This is a genomic window from Frateuria flava (assembly GCF_017837635.1).
In the GTDB taxonomy this organism is placed as follows: domain Bacteria; phylum Pseudomonadota; class Gammaproteobacteria; order Xanthomonadales; family Rhodanobacteraceae; genus Frateuria_A; species Frateuria_A flava.
The window spans coordinates 45,052-67,940 of sequence record NZ_JAGJRS010000026.1; the positions used below are offsets into that span (position 1 = coordinate 45,052).

Here is a 22,889-nt window from a genome sequence, read left to right on the forward strand (position 1 = left end):
GCCGCGGCTTCCCACGACTGGAGGTGTTCCATGCGCAAGACCCTGCTTGCAGCTGTGATGGGTGCCGGCGTGTTCGCCATCCTGCCTGCCCTGGCGCAGGTCAGCCTCGGCGGTGCCGGCCGGGTCGGTGCCGGCGTAACGGCCGGCGCCAACGGCGCCCTGACGGGCGCACCCGGGCGCCTGGGTACCCAGGCAGGTCAGACCATGCAGCGCGCCGATCGCCATGCGCGCCACGTGACCGATCAGACCCGCCGAACACTGGATCGCCACGACCGCGTGGAGGTAGACACCACGGCCCGCGGTTCGGCCGGCGTGCGCGCGGGCGATCAACACACTGCGGCAAACGCCGGCATCCACGCCGGCGCAGCGGTGGATACCGGCGCAGCGACGGCCCGGGCCCGAGGCACCGCGCGCGGCGTCGGTGGCCCGGTCAGCGACCGCGCCCATGCAGCCGTCGACAGCACGCAGCGTACGGCCGGTTCGGTCGGCGAGGCCGCGCGCCGCACCGCGACTGGAACCTCGACAGGTGCCGATGCCAAGGTAAGCGGCAGGGCCGACACGCATGGCCACTGACCATCGCAGGGTGGGCTTCGGTCACCGCCCTTCCCGCGGGTGCCTGTAGACCCGAGCGGGCCGATGGACGAGGTCGCACGCCGCCGCCGTTCAGCCATCTGTCTGCCCGCTTAAGCGGCACCAGGCCGGTTCAGAGCCCGTCATGACGAGCCGGTCTAGTGTCCCGCCCACCGCAGGTTCTGCGGCGACACTTCCGAAGGAGGATCCCATGCACAAGACTCTGCTAGCCGCTTTCATCGGCGCCAGCGTGTTCGCCGCTCCCGCGTTCGCGCAGGTCATCCCCGCCGGCGGCGGTCAGGCGACAGCGCACGGTTCGGCGCAGGCCGGCGCTACCGCGCCGGGCCTGAGCGCGAATGCCGGCATCGGTACCGGTGCCGCGCCGACGACCGGCACTTCGGGCACGCAACCGCTTGGCCTCGGCGGCCTGCTCAAGCAGACGCAGGCGGCCGATGCGGCAGCCACTACGCCCGGCGAGGGCGCCGGCCCGACCGGCGGCCTCAACGCGAAAGCCCGCGAGAAGCTGCGCGCCGCGCGTGGGCACTGAGTCCCCGGCAGGCAACCCCGCACCACGGGGTTGCCTGCTCAGGCGAGCGCATCTTCCGCGGCGACGAAGCCGCCGGTCTGGCGCTCCCACAGCCGCGCGTACAGGCCGCCCTGCGCGATCAGTTGCGCATGCGTGCCGCTCTCCACGATACGGCCCTTGTCCAGCACCACCAGGCGGTCCATGCGCGCAATCGTCGACAGCCGGTGCGCGATGGCGATCACCGTCTTGCCCTGCATGAGCAGGTCCAGGCTCTCCTGGATCGCCGCCTCGGCCTCCGAATCCAGGGCGCTGGTGGCCTCGTCGAGGATGAGGATCGGCGCGTCCTTGAGCAGCACGCGCGCGATCGCGATGCGCTGGCGCTGGCCACCGGAAAGCTTCACGCCACGCTCGCCGACGTAGGCGTCGTAGCCGCGCCGCCCCTCGCCGTCGGAGAGCGTCGGGATGAACTCGTCCGCACGCGCCTTGCGCACCGCTTCGGCCACTTGCGCCTCGCTCGCGTCCGGGCGGCCGTAGAGCAGGTTGTCGCGAATCGATCGATGCAACAGCGAGGTGTCCTGGGTCACCACGCCGATCTGCGAGCGCAGGCTTTCCTGGGTGACGCGCGCGACGTCCTGGCCGTCGATCAGGATTCGCCCGCCTTCCAGGTCGTACAGCCGCAGCAGCACGTTGACCAGGGTCGACTTGCCCGCGCCGGAGGGGCCGACCAGGCCGATCTTCTCGCCCGCCTGCACGGTCAGATCCAGGCCCGCGATGACGCCGCCGGCCTTGCCGTAGTGGAAGTGGATGTCTTCGAAGCGCACCTCGCCGCGGGTCACTCCCAGCGGCATCGCGCCGGGTGCATCCTGCACCGTGCGCGGCTGTGCGATGGTCGCCATGCCGTCCTGCACCGTACCGATGTTCTCGAAGATGCCGTTGACCACCCACATGATCCAGCCGGACATGTTGTTGATGCGGATCACCAGGCCGGTGGAGAGTGCGATCGCACCGACCGTCACCTGGCCGTGGCTCCACAGCCACAACGCGAGGCCGGAGGTGCCCACGATCAGGAAGCCGTTGAGCGTGGTGATGGTGGCATCCATGGCGGTGGTCTGGCGCGTCATCGCACGCGTCCTGTCGACCTGTTCGTGCAGCGCGTCGGCCACGTAGGCTTCCTCGCGCCGGGTGTGCGCGAAGAGCTTGAGCGTGAGCACGTTGCTGTAACCGTCGACAATGCGTCCCATCAATTTCGAGCGCGCCTCGGACGCCTTCCACGAACGCTGCCGCGTGCGCGGGATGAAGAACGCCAGCGTGGCGACGTAGAGCAGCAGCCAGACCACCAGCGGTGCCGCCAGCCAGGCGTCGGCCTGGGCGAACATCACGATGGCGCTGCCGGTGTAGATCGCCACGTACCAGATCGCATCGACGATCTGCACCGCCGACTCGCGCAGCGAACTGCCGGTCTGCATGATGCGGTTGGCGATGCGCCCGGCGAAATCGTTCTGGAAAAACGCCAGGCTCTGGCGGATCACGTAGCGGTGGTTCTGCCAGCGGATGCGCGCGGTCACGTTGGGCACGATCGCCTGGTTCACCAGCAGGTCGTGCAGGGCGTTGAACACGGGCCGCGCGACGAGCGCCACGAACGCCATCCAGAGCAGCTCACGGCCATGCTGCCGGAAGAACGCGGCGCCCTCGGCGACCTTGGCCATGTCCACCAGCCGGCCGATGAAGGCGAACAGCGACACCTCGATGACCGAGACGAAGAAGCCCACCACCAGCACTGCGGCGAACATCGGCCACACCTGGCGCAGGTAGAACAGGTAGAAGCGCCCGGGCGAAGCGGGCGGCATCACGTCCACCGGATCCTTGAACGGATCGATCAGCGATTCGAACCAGCGGAAGAGCATTGGCGCATCCGGGGGAGAGGGGCCGGACATTCTGGCGCATGCGCGCGCGGCCTGCGGTGAATGCACGATCCGACACCGTTCCACGCGCCCGCGCCAGCCGCACGTTGGTCTCCAGCGTAGGCGCGGGCCCCGGCGGCGAAGAACCCTTCCGCCGCGAGCCGCGCCCTGTCGTCAATCCGGCCGCGCCTAGCCCAGCACGGGCTCGAACCGGCATACGCGCGCCCGCTCGATGCCCTCGCGCACCACCGGGTCGTCCGCCACGAACGCCGCCACGGCCGCCAGGTCGAGCCCGCGGAAGACCACCATCCCGCCTTGTGGCCGGCCGTCGCGCCCACTCGCCGGTCCGCCCAGCAGGATCTCGCCCCGCGCGGCCGCTTCGCCCAGCCGCGCCATGTGCACGGCCATCTCAGGCATGGCCGCCAGCGCCTGGGCCACTTGGGTGGGCGTACCGCACGGATAGCGTTCGGCCGGCTCGTAGATCACCAGGACGTGGGGAAGGTCGAGATCGGACATCGGCGACTCCGTGGGTTGCAGAGGCCGACCATCCTGCCGGCTGCGCCCTCGGGCGGCGCGCCCGTCCCGGGCAAACCGCGCAAAGTGTCCTGGGACACTTCGTGCTTTCTCCACCACGCCCCGCGCGCGGCCGGGAGGCGCCCACGACCATGCGCATGTTTCCTCCGAGGCCACGTTGATGCATCACGAGAAGCTGCTCGCCTTCGCCCTGCTGCAGGGCCTGTTCGCAATCACCCCCGGGCCGGCGGTACTGCTCACCGCCTCGCACGCCATGGCGCGCGGCACCCTGGCTGGGTTGCGCGTGGCGCTCGGCATCCAGCTCGCGAACGTGGGCTACCTCGCCCTGTCGGCGCTGGGCGTGGGCCTGCTGCTGCGCGCCTCGCCGGTCGCGTTCCACGCACTGAAGCTGGTCGGTGCCGCCTACCTCGCCTGGCGCGGGCTCGCCGCCATCCATGACGCCTGGACTGCCAGCGACAGTGCGCCCCCGGGCAAAGCCGCCGACACTGTTCGGCCGTTCACCGAAGGCCTCATCGGGCAGCTGGCCAATCCCAAGTCGATCATCTTCTTCGGCGCGCTGCTGCCCTTGTTCGTCACGCCGGGCCACGCGCTGGTTCCGCAGTACGCGCTGCTCGCCGCGCTGTGCGTGGCGATCGAGCTGCCGGTACTGGGCGCCTATGCCGCCATGGCCTCGGCGGCCGGGCGGCTGGCGCATTCGGCACGCGCCGTGCGTCTGCGCCAGGCTGGCTCCGGCGCCTGCCTGGTGGCCGTCGCGGTGCTGCTCGCGCTGGTGCCGCTGGCGGACCGCTGAACTGCGAAAATGGCGGCATGACCGTCCCGACCTGGCAACAGTTGCTGCGCACGCTCGAGAGCGAGATTGCCAGCGGCACGCTGCAACCCGGCCAGCCGGCGCCCTCGCAGCGCGCGGCGGCGCGACGCTGGGGCGTGTCGGTCGCGACCGTGACGCGGGTCTACGCCGAAGCCACGCGGCGCGGCTGGCTGCACGCCCGGGTGGGCAGCGGGACGGTCGTGGCACGGCCAGCCGCGCCATCGAGCCCACCGCCGGCCGCGGGCCTGCACGACCTGGCGATGAACGCACCGCGGGTGCCGCGCCATCTGAACGCGTCCGCACTGCTGCGCGATGCCTTCGCGCGACTGGCCAACGGACGCGCGCACGCCCTGCTCGACCGCGCCGGCCAGGCCAGCGAGGCGCCGCAGCACGTCGAGGCGGCGGCGCAATGGCTGTCCACGCTGGGCATCGACGCGCAGCCGTGCCGCACGTTCGTCACTCCCGGAGCGCAGGCGGGGCTGCTGGTCGCCTTGCGCAGCGCCGTTGGCGAGGGCGGCGGCATGGCCTGTGAGCCGCTGGTCAACCCCGGTCTGGTGGCGGCGGCCGAGTTCGTGGGGGCACGTCTGCTACCGGTCGCCGTGGACGCTGAAGGCCCAAAGCCGGAGGCGGTCGAGGCACTGGCTGTCACGCGTGGACTGCGCGCGTTGTACGCCTCGCCCAGCTGCTCCAACCCGCTGGCCTTGCACTGGAGCGCAAGGCGCCGGCAGGCGCTGGCAGCCGTGGCGGAGAAGCACGACTTGTGGGTGATCGAAGATGACGACCTGCTTCCGATGGACCCCGCAACCTTGCCGCTGTGCGCGCTGGCGCCCGAGCGCACGCTGTTGATCGTGGGCCTGTCCAAACTGGCCGGCTTCGCCCTGCGCACGGGTTTCGTGCACGTGCCGCGCGCGCTGGTGGATGCCTACCGGCGGCACCTGCGCGCTGCCGTGTGGATGGCTTCGCCGGTCCTGGCCGAGATCGCCGCGCATTGGCTGGGCACCGGCCTGATGGACGAACTGGTTCAGGCGCGCCGGCAGGATGCGATGCAGCACCAGGCGATCGCAGCGGCGTTGCTGGGTGGCCACGGCTACCGCGCGCCGGCATTCGGAACGCATGGCTGGCTGCCGCTGGCAAAACCGTGGGATGCCGAGCGCTTCGCCTTCCACGCCCGCCGGCACGGCGTGGCGGTGGCAGCGGATGGCGAGTTCCGCCTTGCCGGCGTGCGCGGATGGGCCGGCGTACGCCTTGCCCTGTCCTCGACCGCCTCCAGTGCCGAGCTGCGCGAGGCACTGGAGGCGCTGGCGCACCTGCTCGCGCACGGCCCCAAGACCGGTTAGCACACCGCGTAGGAGCCCGCTTGCGGGCGACGCTCCTGTCCTGGTGGCTATCCGAGCCAGGAACTTCGCCCGCGAGCGGGCTCCTACAAAAAGAACAGCAGGCAAAAGAAAACCCCGCGCGAGGCGGGGTTTTCTTCGATACAGCGGTAAGCGAAGGACTTAGAAGTCCATGCCGCCCATGCCACCCATGCCGCCGCCCATGCCACCGGCACCAGCACCGTGGCCTTCGTCCTTCTTCGGCAGCTCGGCCACGATCGCCTCGGTGGTGATCGCCAGGCCGGCGACCGAGGAGGCGTGCTGCAGCGCGGTGCGGGTCACCTTGGTCGGATCCAGGATACCCATCTGCACCATGTCACCGAACTCGCCGGTGGCCGCGTTGTAGCCGAAGTTGCCCTGGCCGTCCTTGACCTTGTTGAGGATCACGGAGGGCTCTTCGCCGGCGTTGGCGACGATCGCGCGCAGCGGCGCTTCCAGCGCGCGGCGGGTGATCGCGATGCCGAGGTTCTGGTCGGTGTTATCACCGGTCAGGCCCTCGACGGCCTTGAGCGCACGGATCAGGGCGACGCCGCCGCCCGGCACCACGCCTTCCTCGACCGCCGCACGGGTGGCGTGCAGGGCGTCTTCGACGCGGGCCTTCTTCTCCTTCATCTCGACCTCGGTGGCGGCACCGACCTTGATGACGGCCACGCCGCCGGCCAGCTTGGCCACGCGCTCCTGCAGCTTCTCGCGGTCGTAGTCGGAGGAGGTCTCCTCGATCTGCGCCTTGATCTGGCTGATGCGCGACTGGATGCGATCGGCTTCGCCCGCACCGTCGATGATGGTGGTGTTTTCCTTGGTGATCACCACGCGCTTGGCGCGGCCCAGGTCGTTGATGGTGGCCTTCTCCAGCTGCAGGCCCACTTCCTCGGAGATCACCTGGCCGTTGGTCAGGATCGCGATGTCTTCCAGGATGGCCTTGCGACGGTCACCGAAGCCCGGCGCCTTGACGGCGGCGACCTTGACGATGCCGCGGATGGTGTTGACCACCAGCGTGGCCAGCGCCTCGCCCTCGACTTCCTCGGCGACGATCAGCAGCGGCTTGCCGGCCTTGGCGACGCCTTCGAGGATCGGCAGCAGCTCGCGGACGTTGGAGATCTTCTTGTCGTGGATCAGGATGAACGGGTCGTCAAGTTCAACCTGCTGCGACTGCTGGTTGTTGATGAAGTACGGCGACAGGTAGCCGCGGTCGAACTGCATGCCCTCGACGACGTCGAGCTCGTTCTCCAGGCCCGAACCTTCCTCGACGGTGATCACGCCTTCCTTGCCGACCTTCTTCATCGCGGTGGCGATGATGTCGCCGATGTTGGAGTCGGAGTTGGCCGAGATGGTGCCCACCTGGGCGATCGCCTTGTCGTCGGCGGTCGGGTTGGAGAGCTTCTTCAGCTCGCCGACGGCCGCGGTCACGGCCTTGTCGATGCCGCGCTTCAGGTCCATCGGGTTCATGCCGGCGGCGACCGCCTTGAGGCCTTCCTGGATGAACGCCTGCGCCAGCACGGTGGCGGTGGTGGTGCCGTCACCGGCGACGTCGGAGGTCTTGGAAGCGGCTTCCTTGACGATCTGCGCGCCGAGGTTCTCGTACTTGTCGGCCAGCTCGATCTCCTTGGCGACGGACACGCCGTCCTTGGTGATCGTCGGGGCGCCGAAGCTCTTCTCGAGCACGACGTTGCGGCCCTTCGGGCCGAGGGTGACCTTGACCGCGTTGGCCAGGGTGTTCACGCCCTTGAGGATGCGCGAGCGGGCGTCTTCGCCGAAGCGGACTTCTTTGGCTGCCATAAATTTTTTGCCTCAAAAAATTTGAATAGGTACGGAAAATTCCGCGGGATGTTTCCAGAAGGAGCCGAAGGCGACTGGCGTGCGCGCTCTTGCTTCCACGCGCTCAGCCAACCGCCAGACGATCAACCCTCGATCACCGCCACGATGTCGTCTTCCTTCAGGAAGACCAGCTCTTCGCCGTCGATCTTGATTTCCTGGCCGGCGTACTTGCCGAACAGCACCACGTCGCCTTCCTTCAGGCTCATCGGACGGACGTTGCCGTCTTCCAGGATGCGGCCGGTGCCGGCGGCGATGACCTTGCCGCGGGTCGGCTTCTCGGTGGCGCTGTCGGGGATGACGATGCCGCCGGCGGAGACGCGCTCCTCTTCCAGGCGCTTGACGATGACGCGATCGTGCAGCGGACGCAGTTTGCTCATGGACGGAACTCCACTAGTTCGGGTTGAAAGGAGGTGAGGATCACCCTGAGGCTGTTAGCACTCGGTGACGGTGAGTGCCAATTCTAGCGACGCAAACGGCCCCTGCAAGAGGCCGCGACGTCGAATGGCTCAGCAGATGGGGGGACGCGACGTGTGATTCAAGGGGCGACGGCCGACGGGTCATGGCGGTCCTTCGACTCCGGCGCTGTGCGCCTACGCTCAGGACGAATGCTTTCCTTCCCGCGGATCAGGAGTCTTAGCCGCCCTGGCTTCGGCACTACTCTTGTTCCGCCAAGGACCCGGAGACTCCGTTCGCACTGAGCGTAGCCCGCAGGGCGAAGTCGAAGCGCCTGCCGCAAGCCCAAAGACGAATCCCCCACCCTCCGGGAGAGGTGCCCGAAGGCGGGTGAGGGTCCGGGCGGAGCGAGGCGATACCGAACCCTCTCCCCAGCTCCTTCTCCCGAGGGGAGAAGGGCTACCATCTCGCGCCATGGCCGATACTCGTCCCGTCCTGCTCTGCTACTGCACCTGTCCCGACACCGGCAGCGCCCGGCGCATCGCCGAGGCGCTGGTGGCCGAGCGCCTGGCCGCGTGCGTGAACCAGCTTCCCGGGATCGTCTCGACCTACCGCTGGCAAGGCGAAGTCACCACCGACAGCGAATGCCTGCTGCTGATCAAGACCACCGCCGCCCGCTTCGAGGCCTTGCGCACGCGCCTGCTGGCGCTGCATCCGTATGACCTGCCGGAGCTGATCGCCGTGCCGGTCGAGCACGCGCATCCTCCCTACCTGGCCTGGGTGCGCGAAGCGACAGCCGAGGCCCCGCAAGACTGCTGACAGCCGTTGTCAGTGGCGCTGCCGCACACTTGCGTCTCCCCGTTCCCGCCTGCCCCACGATGAAGAAGATCGACTACGCCGTCCTGCTCTCGCTGGGCGCCCTGTGGGGCGGCTCGTTCCTGTTCATGCGCATGGGCGCCGGGGCGTTCGGCGCGCTGCCGCTGGCCGGCCTGCGCGCCATCGGCGCGGCGCTGTGCTTCCTGCCGCTGCTGGCCTCGCGCCGCCGCCTGGCCGAATGGCGCGAGCACGGGTGGCCGATCGCCGTGGTCGGGGTGACCAACTCGGCGCTGCCCTTCCTGCTGTTCACCTTCGCCACGCGCAGCCTGCCGGCGGGCGTCGCCTCGATTGTTGACGGCATGACACCGATGTTTGCCGCGCTGATCGGCTGGCTGTGGCTGGGCCAGCGGCTGGACGGCTGGCGTGGGGCCGGGCTGGTGGCCGGTTTCGCGGGCATCCTCTGGCTGGTCGAAGGCGGCCTCAAGGTGGCCCCAGGCGCCGGCATGGGGTTGCTCGCCTGCGTGGCCGCCACCGTGCTCTACGGCTACGCCGTGCACTACTCGCACCTGCGCCTGGCAAGCGTCAGCCCGCTGGTGGTGACGATCGGCAGCCACATGGTGGCCGCCCTGGTGTTATTGCCGACGACCGTGCTGGCCTGGCCGACTCAGCCGCCGCCGATGCAGGCGTGGCTCGCGGCGGCGGGGCTGGCCGTGCTGTGCACCGCACTGGCCTACGTGCTGTTCTTCTGGGTGCTGGCACGCGTGGGCGCGCAGCGCATCATGGTCATTCCCTACCTGATCCCCGCTTTCGGCGTGCTGTGGGGCGCCCTGCTGCTGGGTGAGCCGGTGACGATGCGCATGCTCGGCGGTTGCGCAGTGATTCTGCTCGGCACGGCGCTCACCACCGGACGGGTGCGCCCGCGGCGCGCGCTGCGGCCGCTGGCGGTCGAGGAGACATAAGGCCGCAACCGACGGAGGCTCGCGGCGCGATGGGTCCATAATGGATCTCCCGCCCCGTGCCCCTGGAGACGCGATGCGCCCGATGATCGGCCGCCTGGCCGCCCGCCTGCCGTTGCTGATGCTGCTCGTGTGCCTGGCCGCACTGGCGCGTCCGTCGTACGCCCAGGAAGACGACGGCCTGCTGCCGGTCACCGAGGCCTACAAGCTCTCGGCCGACGCCTCTACCCTCGGCGTGCTCAAGCTGCACTGGGAGATCGCGCCGGACTACTACCTCTACCGCGGCCGGATGAAGTTGAAGCCGGCCGACGGCGTATCGCTGGGCGAGCCCACTTTCCCCGACGGCGAGAAGCACCACGACGAGTACCTGGGCGACGTGGAGATCTACCACCACGCGATCGACGCCAGCGTGCCGTACACGGTGGCGCCGGGCGCCACGCGGCTGCGCCTGGGCGTGCAGTTCCAGGGTTGCCACGAGGTCGATCCGAAGATCTGCTACCCGCCGCATACCGAGCAACTGGACCTGCCGCTGCCCGCGGCCGGCATCGCGACCACCGGTGGCGGATCGCTCGGTGCCGCCCTGCAGAGCCTGGGCGCGACCCACGGCTCCACCGGCAGCGACACCCCGCTCCCCGCCGGGCAGGCATTCAGGCTCGAGGCGGTGCCGCAGGACCGCCAGCACCTGCTGCTGCGCTGGACGATGCCGCCCGGCTATTACCTCTACCGCGACCAGACCCGGCTGCAGCTGCGCGACGGCGAGGGCCTGGCGCTGGTGCCGCAGTGGCCGGCCGGCACGCGCAAGGACGATCCGCACTTCGGCAACGTCACCGTCTACTTCAACGAGCTGGATTTGCCGGTGACCGTCACGGGCGACCTCGGCGGTCGCACGCGCCTGGCGTTGGAGGCCAGCTTCCAGGGCTGCCAGGACGGCGGCCTGTGCTACCCGATGATGACCCGCGTGCTGGACGTCGACCTGGCTAGCGTGGCCCCGACCACCGGCACGCCCGCCGCCACTGCGCCGGAAGCGCCGCCTGCCCCGGCCACGCAGGGCCCGCTGCAGACCAGCCTGTGGCTCGCCTTGCTGCTCGCCCTCGGCGGCGGCCTGGTGCTGAACCTGATGCCGTGCGTGCTGCCAGTGCTGTCGATCAAGGCGGTGGGCCTGCTGGAAAGCGGCGAGAGCCCGGCGCGCGCGCGGGCCCACGCGATCGCCTATACCGCTGGCGTGCTGGTGAGTTTCGTGGCGCTGGGGCTGGGCATCCTCGCCCTGCGCTCGGCCGGCCATGCGCTCGGCTGGGGCACGCAACTGCAACAGCCGTTGCTGGTCGGCGTGCTGGCGCTGGTGATGCTGGCCGTGGGCCTGTCGATGTCCGGGCTGGTGCAGTTCGGCGCCTCGCTGGGCAATACCGGCACCAGGCTCGCCTCGCGTGGCGGCATGGCCGGCGATTTCTTCACCGGCGTGCTGGCGGTGGTGGTGGCCAGTCCCTGCACGGCGCCCTTCATGGGTACGGCGCTGGCCTACGCCTTCGCCGCGCCCGCGGTATCTGCGTTGCTGGTGTTCGTGGTGCTCGGCCTGGGCCTGGCGTTGCCGTTCCTGGCGGTCGGCTTCGTGCCTGCGCTGGCGCGGCGGCTGCCGCGGCCGGGGCGATGGATGGAGACGCTCAAGCAGTTGCTCGCCTTCCCGATGTACCTCACCGCCGCCTGGCTGGCCTGGGTGCTGGCCAACCAGCGCGGCGCGGACGCGGTCGGCCTGCTGCTGGTCGCGGCGGTGTTCCTGGCGCTCACCCTCTGGTGGTTCGAGCGCAGCCGCGGCCGTGCCGGGCTGGTGCGCGCGCCGGTGCTGCTGGCGTTGCTGGCCACCGCGGTGCCGCTGTACGCACTGGCGCAATTGCCGGCGCCGGTGCGCGCGGCACAGGCCCAGGCCGGAACGGTCGCCTACAGCCCGGAAAAGCTGGCCCAGCTGCGTGCTGCCGGCACGCCCGTGTTCGTCGACATGACCGCCGACTGGTGTGTCACCTGCAAGGCCAACGAGCACACGGTGCTGGACACGGCCGCCTTCCGTGCGTTGCTCCAGCGCACCGGCGCGGTCTACATGAAAGGCGACTGGACCGACGTCAACCCGACCATCGCCGCCTTCCTGGAGCAGTACCACTCCCCGGGCGTTCCGCTGTACGTGGTGTTCCCGCGCGGTGGTGGCGAAGGGCGCAAGCTGCCGACGGTGCTCACGTCGGGGCTGGTCGAGCAGGCCCTGACCGAGGCGGCGCGCTGACATGATGACCCGCGCGAGCTGGCTGATCCTCGCCCTGGCGGTGCTTGCCGCCGCAGCGGGCGGCTGGCTGCAGCACGCGTCGCGCGAGCGGCACGGGGCGGACCTGGTCGGCCGACCGGTGCCGGCGCTGCCGTTGCCCGACCTGGAGGGCCGCATGCACACCCTCGCCGATTACGCCGGCCACCGCGTGGTGGTGAACTTCTGGGCCAGCTGGTGTGGGCCCTGCCTCAAGGAGATGCCTGCCCTCGCCGCGGCACAGGCCCGCTTCGGGGGCGACCGTCCGGTGGTGATCGGCATCGCCATGGATACACCCGAGAACGTGCGCGCCTACCTCCAGGCCTACCCGGTGAATTACCCGATCCTGCTCGGCCGGCTGGACGATCCCGACAGTGCACGGCAACTGGGCGACAGCGCCAGCGTGCTGCCCTACAGCGTCCTGCTCGATGCGGACGGCACGGTGCTGGCAAGCCACGCCGGGCTGCTGGATCCGGCCACGCTGGAGCGCTGGCTCGGCACGAGCTCCCCGTAGGGCGCATGTGAGCGCGACGGGGAGGACCGACCGCGCCGTGGTAGCCCACGGTCGCGCCCGAGGGCGCTCCTGCAGAGATCTGGCCAGCCCGGTTGTATGCGGAGCATCGTCGTGGGAGCGCCCTTGGGCGCGACCGGGAGGCCGGCCGCGCCGAGGTCCCCCGGTCGCGCAACGGTCCGCTCCCACGGGACCGGTCAGGTCTACATACGCCCACGCACGGTTTGTGCGCCAGTTCTCCGCCGAACATCGCCGAACTGCGCCGAAGTGGACAACATCGCTAAGCGCGCGCACACTTCGCTCCCTCGCCGGACCCCTCCGGCTGGCTGCCAAGGTGTCGCGTGGCGAAACTGCTGGTCCTGCACGGGCCCAACCTCAACCTGCTGGGCTCGCGCGAGCCGGAGGTCTACGGGCGTGACACGCTCGCGGACATCGATGCGCGACTGTCGCAGCAGGCGCAGGCGGCCGGGCACGAGTTGATCAGTTTCCAGTCAAACGCCGAGCACGCCCTGGTCGAACGCGTGCAGCAGGCGCGCGATGAGGGCATCGACTGGATCCTGATCAACCCGGCGGCCTTCACCCACACCAGCGTCGCCCTGCGCGATGCGCTGGCGGCGGTGGCGATCCCGTTCATCGAGGTGCACCTGTCCAACGTGCACGCGCGCGAGCCGTTCCGCCGGCACTCCTATCTGTCCGACCTGGCAGCGGGAGTGGTTTGCGGCTTCGGCGCCCACAGTTATTCGCTCGCGCTTCAGGCCGCCCTGCAGCGGCTCGCGCCGGCCTGATTTTCCTTTAAGACCCGACCGGCCGCCCGCGCGGCCCCGAACAAGAAGGCACTCCCATGGATCTGCGCAAGATCAAGAAGCTGATCGACCTGCTCGAGGAATCCAACCTCGCGGAACTGGAAATCAAGGAAGGCGAAGAAGTGGTGCGCCTCTCGCGCGTGCCCACCGGCGGCATGACCGTTGCCGCCGCGCCGATGACGATGCAGGCCGCCCCGGTTGCGCCCATGCCGGCACCGGCTGCCGCGCCCGTTGCCGCCGACGCCGCGCCCGCCGCCAACGCCCTGCCCGAGGGTCACGTGGTCAAGGCGCCGATGGTCGGCACCTTCTACGCCTCCGCCACGCCGGGCGCGGCCGCCTTCGTCAAGGTCGGCCAGCAGGTCAAGGCCGGCGAGACGCTGGGCATCATCGAGGCGATGAAGATGTTCAACCAGATCGAGGCCGACGTCGCCGGCACCGTGCAGGCGATCCTCATCGAGAACGGACAACCGGTCGAATTCGACCAGCCGATGTTCGTGATTGCCTGAGGGGCTGGGAATCGGGAATGGTGAACAGGGAATCGTTCAAGCGGCCGCATGCCGGCTTGCTGGTCTGGCAGGACGCCATGGAGCTTGTCGAGATGGTCTACGACTTTTCCGGTTCCTTTCCCGATGATGAGCGCTTTGGGCTGACGGCGAAGATCCGGCGTGCAGCGGTAAGCATTCCGTCCAACATCGCCGAAGGAGCCGCGCTCGAGGCCGGAGTTCCGGCGGTTTCTGTCCATGGCACGCGGCTCGCTTTCCGAACTGGATACGCAATGCCAGATCGCCGAACGATTGAAGTACGGGCAGGCGCCAGCCAACCTGCCTGGATTGGTCGACCGGGTGTTTGCAAGGCTGACCGCCCTGCTCAACACATTGAGTTCCCAGGAGGTGCGCAATGAGCCATCGTGCCGCACTACGATTCCCCATTAACGATTCCCTATTCCCATGCTAGAAAAAGTCGTCATTGCCAACCGTGGTGAGATCGCGCTGCGCGTGCTGCGCGCGTGCCACAGCCTTGGCATCAAGACGGTCGCGGTGCATTCCACCGCCGACCGCAACCTCAAGCACGTGGGCCTGGCGGACGAGGCGATCTGCATCGGCCCGGCGCCGTCGGTCGACAGCTACCTCAACATCCCGCGCATCATCGCGGCGGCGGAGATCACCGACGCGCAGGCGATCCATCCCGGCTACGGCTTCCTCTCCGAGCGCGCCGATTTCGCCGAGCAGGTCGAGCAGTCCGGCTTCATCTTCATCGGCCCGACCGCCGACGTAATCCGCCTGATGGGCGACAAGGTCGAGGCGATCAAGGCGATGAAGGCCGCCGGCGTGCCGTGCGTGCCCGGTTCCGGTGGCCCGCTCGGCGACAACGTCGAAGAGAACATGCGCATCGCGCGCGAGATCGGCTACCCGGTGATCATCAAGGCGGCCGGCGGCGGCGGCGGCCGCGGCATGCGCGTGGTGCGCACCGAGGCGCACCTGGGCAACGCCATCACCATGACCAAGCAGGAGGCCAAGGCGGCCTTCGGCAACGACATGGTGTACATGGAGAAATTCCTGGAGAACCCGCGCCACGTGGAAATCCAGGTGCTGGCCGACGGCCAGGGCAACGCGATCCACCTGGGCGAGCGCGACTGCTCCATGCAGCGCCGCCACCAGAAGGTGGTCGAGGAAGCGCCGGCGCCGGGCATCACGCCGGAGCTGCGCGCGCAGATCGGCAAGGTCTGCGTGGATGCCTGCATCCGCATCGGCTACCGCGGCGCCGGCACGTTCGAGTTCCTGTTCGAGAACGGCCGCTTCTACTTCATCGAGATGAACACCCGCATTCAGGTCGAGCATCCGGTGACCGAGTTCATCACCGGCGTGGACCTGGTGCGCGAACAGCTGCTGATCGCCGGCGGCGAAAAGCTTTCGATCAAGCAGGAAGACATCCAGATCCGCGGCCACGCCATCGAATGCCGCATCAACGCTGAGGATCCGGACACGTTCATGCCCAGCCCCGGCACGGTCAAGCGCTTCGAGGCGCCGGGCGGCCCGGGCGTGCGCGTGGATACCCACCTGTACGACGGCTACCGCATCCCGCCCAACTACGACTCGATGATCGGCAAGCTGATCGTCTACGGCCCCGACCGCGAGACCGCGATCTGCCGCATGCGCCTGGCGCTGGCCGAGACCGTGATCGAAGGCGTCAAGTGCAACATCCCGCTGCAGCAGCGCATCATGGCCGACGCCGGCTTCCAGCACGGCGGCCAGAACATCCATTACCTGGAAAAGCGCATGGCCGAGCAGAAGGAACAGAAGGCCAGCGGCGAGTAACAACCGCCGCCCCCCCCCCTGTAGGAGCCCACTCGTGGGCGATGCTCTTCGTCCACCCACCAGAGCAAGAGCATCGCCCACACCTGGGCTCCTGCAACGAACGAACGAGCACCTCCATGCCCTGGCTTGAACTTGCCCTCACCCTCCGCGCCGAGCAGCAGCCGCGCGTGGAGGAAGCCCTCGACGACCTGGGCGCCCTGTCGATCACCCTGCGCGACGCCGACGCCGAGACGCCCGACGAACAGGCGATCTTCGAGCCGGGCGTGGGCGAGCTGCCGCTGTGGCCGACGATCACGCTCGACGCGCTGTTCGAGGCCGGCACCGACCGCCGGGGCCTGGTCGAAGCGCTGGGTGAGCTGTTGCCCTGGCTGGAGCCGGACCAGCTCGCCTTCCGCGACGTCGCCGACGAGGATTGGGAACGCGCCTGGATGGACCAGTTCAAGCCGATGCCGTTCGGGCAAAGGCTGTGGATCTATCCGTGGAACATCGAGCCGCCCGCCGACGAGGAGATCGTGGTCGTGCGACTCGACCCGGGCCTGGCCTTCGGCAGCGGCACGCACCCGACGACCGCACTGTGCCTGGAGTGGCTCGACGGGCTGCAACTGGCGGGCAGGCAGGTGACCGATTACGGCTGCGGCTCGGGCATCCTGGCCATCGCCGCGCTCAAGCTCGGCGCCGCCGGAGCGGTCGGTGTCGACAACGACCCGCAGGCACTGACGGCGTCCAGCGACAATGCCGAACGCAACGGCGTGGCCGATCGACTCCGCGTGTTCCTCCCGGGTGAGGAGCCCAAGGCGCCGGCCGACGTGTTCGTTGCGAACATCCTGGCCGGACCGCTGGGCGAACTCGCCCCCACCTTCGCCGCCGCCTGCAAGCGCGGTGCACCCTTCGCCCTCTCCGGCATCCTGGCTGGTCAGCAGGACGAATTGCTGGCGCGCTACGCCGAATGGTTCGACGACCTGCGCGTGGACGCACGCGAAGACTGGATCCGCATCAGCGGCCACCGCCGCTGAACGCTGCATCCTGTAGGAGCGCACCCTGAGCGCGACGGTGATGCATGGCGGTCGCGCTCAGGTTCGCTCCTGCACAAAGCCCCCCTGCCGACAAGCTCTTTTCAGCGCACACAGGAAGGCCTCCGTGCGCGCTACGCCGAATAGTCCTGCACCCCGAGCGAAGGCGCGCGCGACAACCGGCCCGCATCCGCGGCACTGCCGCCCCACCTGATCCTTCCCCCGCCTGCGGGGGAAGGTGCCCGCAGGGCGGATGGGGGAGGTCTTGGGGGAAGCCCTCCGCTTAACCTGCTCAACCCTCCAACACTGCGCGAAGAGCCCCCATCCGCCTTCGGGACCTTCCCCCGCTGCCGCGGGGGAAGGCTCGGTCAGCGACAACGCGCCAAGCGTGCAGTTGTGCGTCATTGCCTCGGACAACGTGCGCACGCGCTCCGACAAACGCCGGCTTTCCCTTTACTCTTGCCCACATGTACACCCAGTGCCCCGACTGCCGCACCGTCTTCTCGCTCGACGCGAGCGTGCTGGCGCATGCGCGCGGGGCAGTGATCTGCGGCAACTGCGAAACCCTGTTCGACGCGCTGGACACGCTCGCCGAGCAGCTGCCACCGGAGCCCTTCCGGTTGCTTCCCGGCCACACACGCTCGGAGGAAGCACCCAAACTCGAGGTGGCGATCTACCGGCCTCGCGAAGACGTGCCGGTTGCCGTGGCCGAAGCCCCGGCGGCGCCCGCTTTCACGCCCGGCTTCGTGCAGGATCGGCGGGCCGCGCGCAAGCTCCCGCGGCGCTGGCCCTGGGTAGTCACCTGCCTATCGCTGGCGCTGCTGCTGGCCGCCCAGGTCGCCTGGGCCAAGCGCGACGTGCTGATCAGCGACCCGACCATCGGCGCGTGGCTGCGCCAGGCCTGCATCTCGCTCGGCTGCCGGCTGCCGCTGGTGCGTGACGTGCACCGCCTGCACCTGGTCGCGCGGGACGTGCAGGCGCACCCGAGCGTGCCGGGCGCACTGATGATCAGCGCCACCGTTCGCAACGACGCCCCGTTCACCCAGCCCTACCCGGTGGTCTCGCTGACGCTGTCCGACGCCGACGGGCATCGACTGGCCATGCGCCGTCTGCACCCGTCCGAATACCTGGACGATGCCGCCGTGCTGCGCGCCGGCCTGGCGCCAGGCGCCAGTGCGGCGCTGTTGATCGAAGTCGCCGACCCCGGCAACCGCGCGGTGGCCTTCGAATTCGGTTTCGAGTGAGCGACGGTTTCGATTGAAACGAACGGCTACGGGCGGCAGCACTTAAATTTATCGCCCGGCGCCGGTACACTCGACCGCTCGCGCATGCTTCCGTCGCATGCCAAGCGCGCCATGCCGGCGAGATCCACCATAACCACTGCAGCGGCCCACGCGAGCCGCCGCGTCGCTCGTGAGGTACTGCCTGTGAACGCCGTCCGATTGCCTGTCAACGAGGCCGTCCGGGAGACCCCGTCGTCGCAGAGCGCGCTGGGCGAGTGCGTCAGCCGTATCGTGCGCCGCTACCTGGCCGACATCGGCGATACCGAGTGCGACGAGGGCCTGCACGCGCTGGTGATCCGCGAGGTCGAGGGCCCGCTGCTCAGCGAAGTGCTGGCCTTCCACGACGGCAACCAGAGCCGTGCGGCCGCCGTGCTGGGCATCAACCGCGCCACGCTGCGCAAGAAGCTGGCCGCGCACGGCCTGCTGTAAGCGCCACGCCCGACGTGGCGAGGCGTCCTCGCGCTTTGGCCGTCTGGCCGTCCAAACAGCATTCCACCTTCATCGGGTTATAATTGGCGGCTTCCCCCACCTGGAAGCCGCCATGCCCGCCGTCACTCCGATCCGCCGCGCCCTGCTCAGCGTCTCCGACAAGACCGGGCTGATCGATCTGGGGCGGCGCCTGGCCGCCAAGGGCGTGCAGTTGCTCTCCACCGGCGGCTCCGCCAAGGCGCTGCGCGATGCCGGCATTGCCGTGACCGACGTCAGCGAGCTCACCGGCTTCCCGGAAATCATGGACGGCCGCGTCAAGACGCTGCACCCGAAAGTGCACGGCGGCCTGCTCGGCCGGCGCGGCACGGACGACGCGGTGATGGCCGAGCTCGGCATCGCGCCGATCGACCTGCTGGTCCTGAACCTCTATCCGTTCGAGCAGACCGTCGCCAAACCCGACTGCACGCTGGAACAGGCCATCGAGAACATCGACATCGGCGGCCCGGCGATGCTGCGTTCGGCCGCGAAGAACTGGGCGGACGTGGCGGTGCTGACCGCGCCGGAGCAGTACGAGGACGCGCTCGCCGAGATCGAGCGCGACGGCGGCCTATCGCGCGCCACGCGCTTCAGGCTCGCGGTGGCCGCATTCAACCGCGTGTCCGACTACGACGGCGCGATCAGCGACTACCTCTCGTCGCTCAAGCTCAACGACGCGCACGATGCGATCGCCGGTCACGAAACCTTCGGCGGCCAGGCCAACGGCCGCTTCGTCAAGCTGATGGACCTGCGCTACGGCGAGAACCCGCACCAGAGCGCGGCGTTCTACCGCGACCTTTATCCCGCGCCGGGCACGCTGGCGACCTTCCGCCAGCTGCAGGGCAAGGAGCTGTCCTTCAACAACATCGCCGACGCCGACGCCGCGTGGGAGTGCGTGCGCAGCTTCGTCAAGCCGGCCTGCGTGATCGTCAAGCACGCCAACCCCTGTGGCGTGGCGGTGAGCCTGGACGGGACGGCCAGGGCCTACGACCTGGCCTTCCAGACCGACCCCACCTCCGCGTTCGGCGGCATCATCGCGTTCAACCGCCCGCTCGACGGCGCCACCGCGCGCGCCATCGTCGAGCGGCAGTTCGTCGAGGTGGTGCTGGCGCCCGGTTACGCCGAGGAGGCGCTGAAGGCCTTCGCGAAGAAGGGCAACGTGCGCGTACTGGAGATCCCGCCGCCGGCGGACGGTGACCTGCGTGCGCCGCACCCGGGCATGAACGTCAAGCGCGTGGGCTCGGGCCTGCTGATCCAGACCGCCGACACCGGCATGATCGGCGCCGCCGACCTCAAGGTAGTCACCAGGCGTGCGCCCACGCCCGAGCAGATCGACGACCTGATCTTTGCCTGGAAGGTGGCCAAGTTCGTCAAGTCCAACGCGATCGTCTACGCCAGGCACCGGCAGACCATCGGCATCGGCGCCGGCCAGATGAGCCGCGTGTACAGCGCGAAGATCGCCGGCATCAAGGCCGCCGACGAGAAGCTCGAAGTGCGTGGCTCGGTGATGGCCTCCGACGCGTTCTTCCCGTTCCGCGACGGCATCGATGCCGCGGCCGAGGCGGGTATCGCGGCGGTGATCCAGCCGGGCGGCTCCATGCGCGACGCCGAGGTCATCGCCGCCGCCGACGAGCACGACATGGCGATGGTGTTCACCGGCATGCGCCACTTCCGCCACTGAGCCTTGAGGCCCCTCTCGGCGGGAGAGGGCCGGTCTGTGCAGGGCCGGCGGAGCGCGGCCCTCCCGCCAGCGCAATTTGATCGTCACCGTGGCGCCACCCTCCTCGGAGGGCGGAGGAAAGGATCACTCCGCAAAGCGCTGCACCAACCGCCGCCATTCCTGCTGCGGCGGATCGTTGCAGAACGGCGCGCCAGCCCGCCCGTACCAGTAGCGGGCGTTGTCCAGGTCGCCTTCAAGCCGATGCACGTGCGCGTGGATCGCGGCGGCGCCCGCGTCCTCCATCAACTGCACCAGGTGGTGCGCGCGCTCGGGCTCGCCGTGGCCCAGCCACCACAGCGCCTGCAGGTGTCCGGACAGGCCGGCGGGCGGCGTACCCCCGGCGAGCGACGCTTCGAAACGGGCTTGATCCATACGGCGCCGATTGTGCGCCCTCACGGCCCCTTGTGGTGTGCATTGCGAGCCTTGGGCGATACGCGGAGGCCCGACCATGACCTACGAGCTCTACTACTGGACCGGCATCCAGGGACGTGGCGAATTCGTCCGGCTCGCGCTGGAAGACGCCGGCGCGGACTACATCGACGTCGCCCGCAACCGCGGCGATGCGGTGATGGATCCCTTCCTCGCCGGCGACAGCACCGAAGACGCGCTGCCGTTCGCCCCGCCCTTCCTGCGTGCCGGCCACCTGCTGATCGCGCAGACTGCCGCCATCCTGGCCTACCTGGGCCAGCACCTGCGGCTGGTACCCGAGGGCGAGGCGCGGCGCATCTACGCCAACCAGCTGCAGCTGACCATCGCCGACCTGGTCGCCGAGGTCCACGACAGCCACCATCCGGTCGCCGCCAGCCTCTACTACGAGGATCAGCAGCAGGAAGCCGAGCGCCGCGCGGCCGACCTGCGCAAGCATCGCCTGCCCAAGTACCTGGGCTATTTCGAGCAGGTGCTGGCGCGCTCGGACGGCCGCCACGCACTGGGCGAACACTCCTACGTCGACCTGTCGCTGTTCCAGCTCATGGCCGGCCTGGACTACGCCTTCCCCAACGCCATGCGCCGCCTGCGCAAGGACCTGCCGCGCCTGTGCGCGCTCGCCGAGGACATCGCCCGGCGCCCGCGCATCGCCGCCTACCTCGCCTCGCCGCGGCGCCTGCCGTTCAACGAACAGGGCATCTTCCGCCATTACCCCGCGCTGGACGATCCGGCCTGACGCTGGTTGCGGTGGGCTGAAGCCCACCCTACGACTGCAAGTCGCGGACGTAGGGTGGGCTTCAGCCCACTGCAACCTCGCGCAAAACCTACCCGCCACGGCGCCGCCCCCCGCTGCCGCATCAAGGGCTGGCAACCGACGCTGTGGCGATGAGCAATTACCTGCGTACATGGCAACCGGGCGGCACCTTCTTCCTCACCCTCGCACTCGCCGACCGGAACAGCGCCCTGCTGACGCAGCACATCGATCTGTTGCGGGCGGCACTCCGGCAGGCACTTCGTGCCAGGCCTTTCAGCGTGGAGGCAATGGTGGTGCTTCCCGAACACCTGCACCTGCTCTGCACGTTGCCGAGTGACGATGCAGACTACGCCACGCGCGTCGCGCACCTGAAAGCCAGCTTTTCGCGGAACCTGCCGGACGGCGGTCCGCCAGCACGCCGTTCCCGACGCGAGCGCGGCGTGTGGCAACGCCGCTTTTGGGAGCATACGATCCGTGACGAAGGGGACTTCCGGAACCACATCGATTACATCCACTACAACCCCGTCAAGCACGGGCATGTGGATCAGGTCAGAGATTGGCCTTGGTCAAGCGTCCACCGCTACGTAGCCCGAGGACTGCTGGCGCAGGATTGGGCGGGCACGAAGGAAGGCGACGCGCGCACGCGCTTCGGCGAGTAGTGCTGGTGGGCTGAAGCCCACCCTACGAATATCCGTGGACGCGTAGGACCGGCTTGAGCCCACCATCCCTCAGAACAACGCGATGACGATCGCGCCGGCGACGATCAACCCACCGCCGACCAGCACCGACAGGCTCGGCTTCTCGCCCAGGAACACCAGCCCCAGCACGATCACCATCGCCACGCTGAGCTTGTCGATCGGCGCGACCTTGCTTACCGGGCCCAGTTGCAGTGCGCGGTAGTAGCACAGCCAGGACAGTCCGGTGGCGATCCCCGAGAGCACCAGGAACACCCAGCTGTGCCATGGCAGTCCCGCAGGCCGCGCCCACTCGCCGCGCAGGCTGAGGATGCCGGCGGTGACCGCCAGGATCACCAGCGTGCGGATGAAAGTGGCCAGGTTGGAGTTGATCCCGGCCACGCCGAGCTTGCCGAACAGCGCGGTGAGCGCGGCGAAGAACGCCGAGCCCAGCGCGAACAGCAGCCAGCTCTGGCGCAGGTCCATGACCAGCTCAGTCGCCCGCGGAGGACGCCGGCGCGGGCTTGGACTTGCCCCACTCCAGGATCTTGTACATCACCGGCCGCGTCGGCTTCTGCCCATGCTCGTCGACCAGCCGGCCGCTCGGATCGACCATGTAGGTCTGCGCGATGCCGTTCGGCGGGGTGACCACCACCATGTAGAGCTGGCCGTTGCGGCGGTATTCCTGCACCACGTTCTCGCCCTGCTGGTGCACGCTGACCTCGGGCATCGGCTCGCCCGACCGGATCGGTTCGGGCTTGCGCGGCAGAATCGACGTGCCGCTGCGCGCCGGCGTCGCGGCCTGCGGCTGCGCCGGCGTGGGCGCGCTCGCCTTGACGCCCGGATCGTTCATCCCCGGCGGCGGTGGCACGTTCACCGGCGGCGGCGTCGACTGGGCGAAAGCGGGCGCGGCGAGGAAGGCGGGAACGAGGACGAGCGCGACGGCAAGCTTCAT

Annotated in this window: 24 protein-coding genes and 1 pseudogene; 18 read left to right on the top strand and 7 right to left on the bottom strand. The window is 69.3% G+C overall.

The window, feature by feature from the left end; genetic code table 11:
- Positions 1-30: 30 nt before the first annotated feature.
- Positions 31-573 carry a hypothetical protein gene (locus J7I44_RS13405; RefSeq protein WP_209621773.1) on the top strand — a complete coding sequence of 181 codons (543 nt, stop codon included), beginning with the start codon at positions 31-33 and terminating at the stop codon, positions 571-573.
- Between the two features lie 208 nt (positions 574-781).
- On the top strand, positions 782-1,117 hold the full coding sequence (locus J7I44_RS13410) for a hypothetical protein (protein WP_209621776.1): 336 nt from the start codon (positions 782-784) through the stop codon (positions 1,115-1,117).
- A 38-nt stretch (positions 1,118-1,155) separates the two neighbouring features.
- On the opposite strand, the gene J7I44_RS13415 is transcribed toward J7I44_RS13410, so the two are convergent.
- Positions 1,156-3,000, bottom strand: a complete 1,845-nt coding sequence (locus J7I44_RS13415; protein ID WP_209621778.1) for an ABC transporter ATP-binding protein — start codon at positions 2,998-3,000, stop codon at positions 1,156-1,158.
- A 186-nt stretch (positions 3,001-3,186) separates the two neighbouring features.
- Complete coding sequence (locus tag J7I44_RS13420) at positions 3,187-3,513, bottom strand: YciI family protein (RefSeq protein ID WP_209621780.1); 327 nt, start codon at positions 3,511-3,513, stop codon at positions 3,187-3,189.
- 178 nt (positions 3,514-3,691) lie between these two features.
- Here J7I44_RS13420 and J7I44_RS13425 point away from each other — a divergent pair, with 178 nt between their 5' ends.
- Together J7I44_RS13425 and J7I44_RS13430 are read left to right on the top strand one after the other, a co-directional pair.
- Complete coding sequence (locus J7I44_RS13425) at positions 3,692-4,321, top strand: LysE family translocator (RefSeq protein WP_209621783.1); 630 nt, start codon at positions 3,692-3,694, stop codon at positions 4,319-4,321.
- Positions 4,322-4,338: 17 nt separating this feature from the next.
- Positions 4,339-5,676, top strand: a complete 1,338-nt coding sequence (locus tag J7I44_RS13430; protein WP_209621786.1) for an aminotransferase-like domain-containing protein — start codon at positions 4,339-4,341, stop codon at positions 5,674-5,676.
- Positions 5,677-5,835: 159 nt separating this feature from the next.
- Here J7I44_RS13430 and groL read toward each other — a convergent pair whose 3' ends face one another.
- On the bottom strand, positions 5,836-7,488 hold the full coding sequence (gene groL, locus J7I44_RS13435; protein ID WP_209621789.1) for a chaperonin GroEL: 1,653 nt from the start codon (positions 7,486-7,488) through the stop codon (positions 5,836-5,838).
- A gap of 122 nt (positions 7,489-7,610) precedes the next feature.
- Complete coding sequence (gene groES, locus J7I44_RS13440; protein WP_049623107.1) at positions 7,611-7,904, bottom strand: co-chaperone GroES; 294 nt, start codon at positions 7,902-7,904, stop codon at positions 7,611-7,613.
- Between the two features lie 490 nt (positions 7,905-8,394).
- On the opposite strand from groES, the gene cutA reads away from it, so the two are divergent.
- The 12 genes and pseudogenes from cutA (at position 8,395) to purH (ending at position 20,041) form a co-directional block, all read left to right on the top strand.
- Complete coding sequence (cutA, locus tag J7I44_RS13445) at positions 8,395-8,739, top strand: divalent-cation tolerance protein CutA (protein ID WP_209621792.1); 345 nt, start codon at positions 8,395-8,397, stop codon at positions 8,737-8,739.
- 59 nt (positions 8,740-8,798) lie between these two features.
- Complete coding sequence (locus J7I44_RS13450) at positions 8,799-9,695, top strand: DMT family transporter (protein WP_209621795.1); 897 nt, start codon at positions 8,799-8,801, stop codon at positions 9,693-9,695.
- A 73-nt stretch (positions 9,696-9,768) separates the two neighbouring features.
- The gene (locus J7I44_RS13455) at positions 9,769-11,958 is read left to right on the top strand and encodes a protein-disulfide reductase DsbD family protein (RefSeq protein WP_209621799.1); all 2,190 of its coding nucleotides are present in this window, start codon (positions 9,769-9,771) and stop codon (positions 11,956-11,958) included.
- Between the two features lies 1 nt (position 11,959).
- Entirely contained in the window at positions 11,960-12,487 is a 528-nt protein-coding gene (locus tag J7I44_RS13460) for a TlpA family protein disulfide reductase (protein ID WP_209621802.1), read from the top strand.
- A gap of 338 nt (positions 12,488-12,825) precedes the next feature.
- Positions 12,826-13,269 carry a type II 3-dehydroquinate dehydratase gene (gene aroQ, locus J7I44_RS13465; protein ID WP_209621805.1) on the top strand — a complete coding sequence of 148 codons (444 nt, stop codon included), beginning with the start codon at positions 12,826-12,828 and terminating at the stop codon, positions 13,267-13,269.
- Between the two features lie 56 nt (positions 13,270-13,325).
- Positions 13,326-13,793, top strand: coding sequence for an acetyl-CoA carboxylase biotin carboxyl carrier protein (gene accB / locus J7I44_RS13470; protein ID WP_209621808.1), 468 nt, complete (start codon positions 13,326-13,328; stop codon positions 13,791-13,793).
- A gap of 17 nt (positions 13,794-13,810) precedes the next feature.
- Positions 13,811-14,269 (top strand): annotated as a pseudogene (locus tag J7I44_RS13475) (four helix bundle protein).
- Positions 14,235-15,602 carry an acetyl-CoA carboxylase biotin carboxylase subunit gene (gene accC, locus J7I44_RS13480; RefSeq protein ID WP_209621812.1) on the top strand — a complete coding sequence of 456 codons (1,368 nt, stop codon included), beginning with the start codon at positions 14,235-14,237 and terminating at the stop codon, positions 15,600-15,602. The pseudogene J7I44_RS13475 and the gene accC overlap by 35 nt, the downstream one beginning before the upstream one ends.
- A 116-nt stretch (positions 15,603-15,718) precedes the next feature.
- Complete coding sequence (gene prmA / locus J7I44_RS13485) at positions 15,719-16,615, top strand: 50S ribosomal protein L11 methyltransferase (RefSeq protein ID WP_209621820.1); 897 nt, start codon at positions 15,719-15,721, stop codon at positions 16,613-16,615.
- A 464-nt stretch (positions 16,616-17,079) separates the two neighbouring features.
- On the top strand, positions 17,080-17,856 hold the full coding sequence (locus tag J7I44_RS13490) for a zinc-ribbon and DUF3426 domain-containing protein (protein WP_209621823.1): 777 nt from the start codon (positions 17,080-17,082) through the stop codon (positions 17,854-17,856).
- Positions 17,857-18,033: 177 nt separating this feature from the next.
- Complete coding sequence (locus J7I44_RS13495; RefSeq protein ID WP_245188184.1) at positions 18,034-18,324, top strand: helix-turn-helix domain-containing protein; 291 nt, start codon at positions 18,034-18,036, stop codon at positions 18,322-18,324.
- A 112-nt stretch (positions 18,325-18,436) separates the two neighbouring features.
- Positions 18,437-20,041 carry a bifunctional phosphoribosylaminoimidazolecarboxamide formyltransferase/IMP cyclohydrolase gene (gene purH, locus J7I44_RS13500; RefSeq protein ID WP_209621831.1) on the top strand — a complete coding sequence of 535 codons (1,605 nt, stop codon included), beginning with the start codon at positions 18,437-18,439 and terminating at the stop codon, positions 20,039-20,041.
- Between the two features lie 123 nt (positions 20,042-20,164).
- On the opposite strand, the gene J7I44_RS13505 is transcribed toward purH, so the two are convergent.
- The gene (locus J7I44_RS13505) at positions 20,165-20,452 is read right to left on the bottom strand and encodes a hypothetical protein (RefSeq protein WP_209621833.1); all 288 of its coding nucleotides are present in this window, start codon (positions 20,450-20,452) and stop codon (positions 20,165-20,167) included.
- Between the two features lie 76 nt (positions 20,453-20,528).
- Here J7I44_RS13505 and J7I44_RS13510 point away from each other — a divergent pair, with 76 nt between their 5' ends.
- Together J7I44_RS13510 and J7I44_RS13515 are read left to right on the top strand one after the other, a co-directional pair.
- Positions 20,529-21,242, top strand: a complete 714-nt coding sequence (locus tag J7I44_RS13510; protein ID WP_209621837.1) for a glutathione S-transferase — start codon at positions 20,529-20,531, stop codon at positions 21,240-21,242.
- 149 nt (positions 21,243-21,391) lie between these two features.
- Positions 21,392-21,919 (top strand): REP-associated tyrosine transposase, encoded by a 528-nt coding sequence (locus J7I44_RS13515; protein WP_209621839.1) that lies wholly within the window; start codon positions 21,392-21,394, stop codon positions 21,917-21,919.
- Between the two features lie 69 nt (positions 21,920-21,988).
- On the opposite strand, the gene J7I44_RS13520 is transcribed toward J7I44_RS13515, so the two are convergent.
- Positions 21,989-22,420, bottom strand: coding sequence for an EamA family transporter (locus tag J7I44_RS13520; RefSeq protein ID WP_245188180.1), 432 nt, complete (start codon positions 22,418-22,420; stop codon positions 21,989-21,991).
- Between the two features lie 7 nt (positions 22,421-22,427).
- Positions 22,428-22,889, bottom strand: a complete 462-nt coding sequence (locus tag J7I44_RS13525; RefSeq protein ID WP_209621841.1) for a DUF2782 domain-containing protein — start codon at positions 22,887-22,889, stop codon at positions 22,428-22,430.